The sequence below is a fragment of the uncultured Gemella sp. genome (assembly GCF_963519265.1).
In the GTDB taxonomy this organism is placed as follows: domain Bacteria; phylum Bacillota; class Bacilli; order Staphylococcales; family Gemellaceae; genus Gemella.
Genome location: NZ_CAUQNQ010000062.1, coordinates 1 through 7,036, shown reverse-complemented (window position 1 = coordinate 7,036; position 7,036 = coordinate 1). Strand labels below are relative to the sequence as shown.

Annotated in this window: 8 protein-coding genes; 7 read left to right on the top strand and 1 reads right to left on the bottom strand. The window is 29.2% G+C overall.

The genetic code is table 11. The features are described from left to right. Positions 1–135 precede the first annotated feature (135 nt). Positions 136–987, bottom strand: coding sequence for an RluA family pseudouridine synthase (locus tag RWN11_RS06320; protein WP_314160914.1), 852 nt, complete (start codon positions 985–987; stop codon positions 136–138). Between the two features lie 335 nt (positions 988–1,322). Between RWN11_RS06320 and RWN11_RS06315 the strand changes: the two genes are divergently transcribed. The 7 genes from RWN11_RS06315 to RWN11_RS06285 all read left to right on the top strand — a co-directional run. Further along, on the top strand, positions 1,323–1,868 hold the full coding sequence (locus tag RWN11_RS06315; protein WP_294682788.1) for a helix-turn-helix domain-containing protein: 546 nt from the start codon (positions 1,323–1,325) through the stop codon (positions 1,866–1,868). A 10-nt stretch (positions 1,869–1,878) separates the two neighbouring features. After that, entirely contained in the window at positions 1,879–2,967 is a 1,089-nt protein-coding gene (locus RWN11_RS06310) for an ABC transporter ATP-binding protein (RefSeq protein WP_314160913.1), read from the top strand. 3 nt (positions 2,968–2,970) lie between these two features. Further along, positions 2,971–3,789, top strand: coding sequence for an ABC transporter permease (locus RWN11_RS06305; RefSeq protein WP_314160912.1), 819 nt, complete (start codon positions 2,971–2,973; stop codon positions 3,787–3,789). Further along, on the top strand, positions 3,789–4,589 hold the full coding sequence (locus RWN11_RS06300; protein ID WP_314160911.1) for an ABC transporter permease: 801 nt from the start codon (positions 3,789–3,791) through the stop codon (positions 4,587–4,589). The genes RWN11_RS06305 and RWN11_RS06300 overlap by 1 nt, the downstream gene beginning before the upstream one ends. A 1-nt stretch (position 4,590) precedes the next feature. Beyond that, the gene (locus RWN11_RS06295) at positions 4,591–5,670 is read left to right on the top strand and encodes a spermidine/putrescine ABC transporter substrate-binding protein (RefSeq protein WP_314160910.1); all 1,080 of its coding nucleotides are present in this window, start codon (positions 4,591–4,593) and stop codon (positions 5,668–5,670) included. A gap of 158 nt (positions 5,671–5,828) precedes the next feature. After that, complete coding sequence (locus RWN11_RS06290) at positions 5,829–6,152, top strand: hypothetical protein (RefSeq protein ID WP_314160909.1); 324 nt, start codon at positions 5,829–5,831, stop codon at positions 6,150–6,152. Positions 6,153–6,603: 451 nt separating this feature from the next. Continuing rightward, positions 6,604–7,036, top strand: a 433-nt coding sequence (locus tag RWN11_RS06285) for an AAA family ATPase (protein WP_314160908.1), incomplete at its 3' end; no start/stop codon positions are given.

Below are 7,036 nucleotides of genomic sequence, written 5' to 3'. Positions count from 1 at the left end.
GACAAAAACCATCTCGTAAAAAAATCAATCAAGTTATGAGCAACATGCAAAAAGCGCAAAAACAAGCTCAAAAACAAATGAAAAAATAATAAGAAGAAAACAGATGTGTAATGATACGCATCTGTTTTTCTTTAGTTATTGTATAAACTCTGTTTCTATTGATGATTGAATTTCTAAAGTGTTTCCTGTGACAGGATGTGGAAAAACTACTTTTAAAGCACCTAGATACATTTTAGTGTATTTATAACCATCTTTCGAATATAATTTATCCCCAATTATTGGAACTCCTATAGAAGCTAAATGCACTCTTATTTGATGAGTTCTACCTGTTTCAAGTGAAAGAAGAACTGCAAATCTATTTTGATCTAATTTACTGCATTCAAGTATGTTAGTAATAGCATTCTTCCCATTTCTTGTTACCGCCATTTTGTTTTTTTCTTTACTGTCTCTTCCTATATTAGTATTAATCGTTTGTGGTTTAATATTATTTTTTATTAGTGCTGTATAGTAGCGTTTAATTGCTCTTTGTTCAAGCATTTGGTCTAGTTTGGCTTTGATTAGAGGAGTTTTTGCTAGAATCACTAAACCGCAAGTATCTATATCAAGTCTGTGAATAGGTTCTAGATAGTTATAATCCGCTATTAAATAGTTAACTAACGTATCATTTTCAACTTCTATATCATTTGGATGAGTTTTAATACCGAATGGTTTTGATACAACAAGAATATAATCATCCTCGTATTCTTTGTTTATTGTAGCGGCTGTATTTGATAAGTACTTAGATGTAGCTAAATCTATATTTATTTCTAGTGAGTCATTTGTAGATAAACTTGATGTTAAATCTGCTTCTTTTCCATTAATTTTTATTGTTTCTTTATCGTGATGACTTTGCATTCTAATTGTATGTATATTCTTTTTAGACACTTTCAAAAATTGACTTAAATAAACCTCAACTGATGCGAAGGGTTGTAGTATTTTAAATTTCATTATGGTACCTTGATTTCTTTCTTATATTAATAGTACCATTATATACTAAAACGTTAAGATAATAAAGAATAATAGGTTTTGCCGATAAAATTTATTATAATTAAAAAGTTGAAAAATAAGATAATTTTAACTTGATTTTAACTTAAAAATATAGTAATATATTACTTATGATTTAATCATACTAAACAAAGAGTTTAATATAAACAAACTCAAATAACGATAAGTTTACTAATGGTAAACAATAATAACGTTAAGTTAGATAATAATAAACAAAATTAACTAAAAGTTATGTATTGTTAAACAAAATAACTTATTAACTATAGAAAGGAGAAGTTATGTATTCTATAGGTGAAAGATTAAAGAGACTACGAATCCAGAAAAACCTCACCCAAGAAGAGTTAGGGGAACGTACAGACCTTAGTAAAGGGTATATATCTCAAGTTGAGCGTGATTTAGCGTCACCATCAATGGAAACATTTTTTAATATACTCCAAGTTCTTGGATGTGCTCCTAAAGATTTCTTTGATAAGGAGAGTACTAGTCAGAAAGTATATTATTCATTAGAAGATCAAACTAGTTATGAAGAAACTGATGAAGGATATAAACTTACATGGTTGGTTCCAGAATCAAATGAAAAAGAGATGGAATCACTTATATTGAAACTAGATAAAAATAGTAATTATAAAACATTTGATCCTTCTGAATCAGAAACATTATGTTATGTACTGAAGGGGAAATGTAAATTGAGATTAGGTGATGAGGAGTTTATTGCTTCGACTCATGAAAGTTTTTATTTTTTAGCTACATCAGAACATAGAATATCAAATCCATTTGATGAAGAATGTGAAGTATTAATTGTAGCAACTAATTCGTATTTATAAGGAGAAAATAATGGCAAATATTGTTGAATTTAAAAATGTAAACATGTCTTTTGGTAATACACATGTATTAAAGAATATTGATTTAGAAATAGAAAAAGGGAAATTCTATACATTACTAGGACCAAGTGGATGTGGTAAAAGTACAATTTTAAAATTAATTGGTGGATTTTTAAGTCCAACATCAGGGGACGTACTACTTGATGATAAAGTAGTTAATGATCTACCTGCGAATAAGAGGCATGTAAATACTGTGTTCCAGGATTATGCATTATTCCCACACATGAATGTATTTGAAAATGTTGCTTTTGGATTAAAAATTAAAAATGAAAAGAAAGAAGTAATTAATAAGAAAGTAAAAAAAGCTCTTAAGCAAGTTAACTTAGCTGGCTTTGAAAATCGTGATATAAGTGAGATGAGTGGTGGACAAAAACAACGTGTTGCTATAGCTCGTGCAATTGTTAATGAACCTGAAATTATCTTGCTAGATGAATCATTATCAGCACTTGATTTAAAACTTCGTCAAGAGATGCAATATGAACTTCGTGAACTTCAACAACAAACAGGGATTACGTTTATCTATGTAACTCACGACCAAGAGGAAGCGCTAGCGATGAGTGACTATATCTTCGTAATGAATCATGGGAAAATTGAACAAAGTGGTACACCAACTGATATTTATGATGAGCCAGTAAACCGTTTCGTAGCTGATTTCATAGGTGAATCTAATATTGTTAATGCTGTTATGCTAGATGACTATTTAGTAGAAATCTATGGTAAACAATATGAATGTGTTGATGCTGGTTTAGATAAAAACAAACGTGTAGAAGTAGTTATTCGTCCAGAGGACTTAGAAATTACAAGTGCAGATAAAGGTAAAATCAGTGTAGTAGTAGATACACAGTTATTTAGAGGAGTTCACTATGAAATCTGTTGTTTAGATGATCAATATAATGAATGGATTGTCCACTCAACAAAACAAGCAAAACCAGGAGCAGCTGTAAGTTTGAACTTTGATCCTGAAGCAATACATATCATGGTGCCTGGAGAAACTGAAGAAGAATTTGATGCTCGTCTTGAATCATATGAAGAGGAGGAATAAAGAATGTTCAATAAAAAAACACGCTCATTTTTTATGATTCCTTATGTAATGTGGATGTTACTTTTTGTAGTATTTCCAATATTACTAATAGTATATTATTCTTTTAGAGATATCGATGGAAACTTTACATTCGCAAACTATAAGATATTCTTTAGTAGCACATATGTATTAATGACATTATATAGTTTCTGGTATGCGTTTCTAATTACACTTATATGTTTGGTAATTAGTTATCCATTAGCATTTGCTATTAATAAAAGTAAACATAAAGAACTGTTACTTCTATTAATTATCTTACCAACATGGATTAACATCTTATTAAAAACTTATGCGTTTTTAGGGTTATTTGGTGAATATGGAACAATTAATAGTTTCTTAGAGTATATTGGTATAGGTTCTCAAAGTTTACTATTTAATTCATTTAGTTTTATTTTTGTATCAAGTTACATATTCTTACCATTTATGTTATTACCTATTTATAACTCGGTATCTGGTATGAATAAAAACTTAATAGAAGCATCATATGATTTAGGTGCAGACTTTAAAACTACGTTCTTAAAAATTATTTTACCACTAAGTATTAATGGTGTTAAAACTGGTATTCAGGTAACATTTATCCCAGCTCTATCATTATTCATGATTACACGACTTGTTGCTGGGAATAAAATTATCAACTTAGGTACAGCTATTGAAGAGCATTTCTTAGTTACTCAAAATTGGGGAGTAGGTTCAACAATCGCAGTATTCTTAATAGTAGTAATGGGAATCATAATGGTTCTTACAAATACTAAAGACAAAACTAATTTTGGAGGTAGAAAATAATGAAATTAACTTCAAAAATATATTTAGGGGTTATTTTTGCAATATTATATATACCTCTAATTTACCTAGCATACTACTCGTTTAACTCAGGTAAGACAATGATTGATTTCGAAGGTTTTTCTTGGAAACATTATGTAGATTTATTTGAAAATACGCGTATGATGGTTATTGTAATTAACACGATAGTAGTTGCACTGCTTTGCGGATTATTCTCCGCTATCTTTGGAACACTAGGAGCATTAGGAATATATTCTTTAAAATCTAATAAACAGAAAAATTCTTTCTTAGTAGGAAATAATATTCTAATTGTAAGTCCTGACGTTATTATCGGATGTTCATTCTTATTAATGTTTACATTTATTTCTAAGTACACAGGATTAGAGACTATTCAAGGATTCTGGTCTGTATTATTATCTCATATTGCATTTAGTATTCCAATAGTTGTATTAATGGTCTTGCCTAAACTATATGAGATGCCAAGAAGTATGGTTGATGCAGCAATAGACCTTGGGGCGACTTTCCCGCAAGTATTGAGTAAGATTGTAATTCCTTATATTACACCAGGAATTTGGGCAGGATTCTTTATGGGATTAACTTATTCTTTAGATGATTTTGCGGTGACGTTCTTTGTTACAGGTAATGGATTCCAAACACTTTCTGTTGAAATTTACTCAATGGCACGACAAGGAATTAACTTACAGATTAATGCTTTATCTACAGTTTTAACTATCTTTGTTGTTGTAGCGGTATTAATTTATTATGTAATCAATACAAGTAAATTAAAAAGGGAGGTAAGATAATATGAAAAAATTACTTATTTCAGCAATTTCAATATTAGTTATTTGTTTAGGATTATTATATAGTCGTAATTATATAAATAGTTCAAATAGTGGAGATAAACAAACTTTAACAATTTTCAACTGGGGTGAATATATTGATCCAGAGTTAATTAAAAAGTTTGAAGAAGAAACTGGAATTTCAGTAGTATATGAAACATTTGACTCTAACGAAGCTATGTTAACAAAAATTCAAGCAGGCTCTACACCTTATGATATAGTTATTCCATCAGACTATATGATTAAAAAGATGAAAAAGTTAAATTTACTTAAAAAATTAGATCACAGTAAAATTGAAGGATTTGATAATATTGAGGAACAATTTAGAGATAAAAGTTTTGATCCAAACAATGAATATTCAATTCCTTATTTCTGGGGAACTCTAGGAATACTTTATGATAAAACTAAAGTTCCTGAAGATCTTAAATTTGAAAAATGGAATGACCTTTGGGATGCACGTTTAGAAAATAATATTTTATTAATTGATGGTGCACGTGAAATGATGGGAATTGCTCTTCAATCAGAAGGAAACTCTGTAAATGATACTAATGAGGTAAACCTAAACCTAGCAGAAAGAAAATTAGAGTTACTACACCCAAATATTAAAGCAATTAACTCTGATGAGAAGAAAATGCTTATGATTAACAATGAAGCGTGGGTATCAGTAGTATTCTCAGGTGATGCAAAATCAATTATGGAAGAAAATGAAAATATGGTTTATGCATTACCTAAAGAAGGAACTAACCTATGGTTTGATAATATAGTAATTCCAAAAACTTCTAAAAATGAAGAAGCAGCATATAAATTTATTAACTTTATGTTAAAACCAGAAAATGCAGCGAAAAACTCTGAATTTATCGGCTATGCAACTCCTAATGCTAAAGCTAAAGAATTGTTATCAGAAGAAACTACAAGTGATGAACAATTTTATCCAGATTTAGAAAGTTTTGGAAATAGAGCTGAAGTGTATGAAGATTTAGATCCAAAAATGATTCAATTCTATAACGATCTATTCTTGAAATTCAAAATTAACAATAGAAAATAAAACGAGATAATCGTATTACTTATGACTCTCTTTACTGGATAGAAATTACAGTAAGGAGAGTTATTTTTGGGTAAGTTTTGACCATTGTTGTTTTGTTATTGTATAATAAAATTGAAATATATTTTATCTAAGTGAAGTACAAAAAGGGGTGTATTACTATGAAAACAAGTACAGCGATTTTGTTGATGTTACCTTGTGAAATCTTAATCTTATCGTCTATTCTTTTACCTAGTGAGTATATAGAGTATGCTGTAGCTATTATAATGTTTTATATCGCAGGGGTATTATTCATTATAGCCAAGTATATTCTAAGAGGGGATAATGCTCATTTAATTAGTGGTATCAGTATAAGTTATGAAGAAGCAAAGTTACCAGAAAATATTGAAAAGTATGCAAAGGATAGTAAAATAACTGGGAGAATATTACAGATAGTGAGTATAATTTGTTTTGTTGTAGGAGTATATTTAATTATTACTCAGTAGTTTATAAAAGGTAGTGACGAAAAGTCATAAATTTTTAAAAAGTTATATACGAGAATTCATAGGTTGGAGATGACCCAAAAGTCCTAAATTTTAACAAAGTGCATATGATAACTCATAGACGCAGTGGTTTATTGATATCTAAATTTGCTTTATAAAAGCTTTTTAGATATCTAATAAACTGTGCGAGGGTAACTCGACAAAATCTTGTTTCTTAAGAAATCACAATTTTTGAGTCACTCCCATTCACATTATAAAAGTTTTTTTGATACCTTACGAGGGGGATTCGACAAAATAGATTTCTCTGAAATCATAATTTTGGGGAACACTCCTTTTTTGTAGAAAGAGCGAGTAAAATAGTATCAGATTAATGTAGGAAATTCCATTGTTTTTACTATAAGTAATGCTGAAATTATGATATAATAAATAGGTTAAAATAATTTAGGAGGTTTGTATGTTTCAAGCATTATATAGGAAATATCGACCGCAGACATTTAATGATATAGTTGGTCAAAATCATATAGTTTCTGTCTTGAAAAATGCGATTGATAAAGATCAAATTAGTCACGCCTATTTATTTTATGGATCAAGGGGAACTGGTAAGACTTCAATAGCCAAAATATTCGCTAACGAAGTAAATAATAATGAAGTATATCAAAAAGAAAATGTTGATATTATAGAGATAGATGCTGCTAGTAACAATGGTGTTGATGAAGTTCGTGATATAAAAGAAGCTATTAAATTTTTACCTACAGAGGGGAAATATAAAGTATATATCATAGATGAAGTACATATGCTGACTACTGCTGCGTTTAATGCATTATTAAAAACGTTAGAAGAACCACCGGCACATGTAATATTTATACTTGCCACTACAGAAATTCATA

Coding starts and splice junctions, on each gene's coding strand:
- RWN11_RS06320 (WP_314160914.1), bottom strand. CDS start 987: ATGAAATTTAAAATACTACAACCCTTCGCATCAGTTGAGGTTTATTTA.
- RWN11_RS06315 (WP_294682788.1), top strand. CDS start 1,323: ATGTATTCTATAGGTGAAAGATTAAAGAGACTACGAATCCAGAAAAAC.
- RWN11_RS06310 (WP_314160913.1), top strand. CDS start 1,879: ATGGCAAATATTGTTGAATTTAAAAATGTAAACATGTCTTTTGGTAAT.
- RWN11_RS06305 (WP_314160912.1), top strand. CDS start 2,971: ATGTTCAATAAAAAAACACGCTCATTTTTTATGATTCCTTATGTAATG.
- RWN11_RS06300 (WP_314160911.1), top strand. CDS start 3,789: ATGAAATTAACTTCAAAAATATATTTAGGGGTTATTTTTGCAATATTA.
- RWN11_RS06295 (WP_314160910.1), top strand. CDS start 4,591: ATGAAAAAATTACTTATTTCAGCAATTTCAATATTAGTTATTTGTTTA.
- RWN11_RS06290 (WP_314160909.1), top strand. CDS start 5,829: ATGAAAACAAGTACAGCGATTTTGTTGATGTTACCTTGTGAAATCTTA.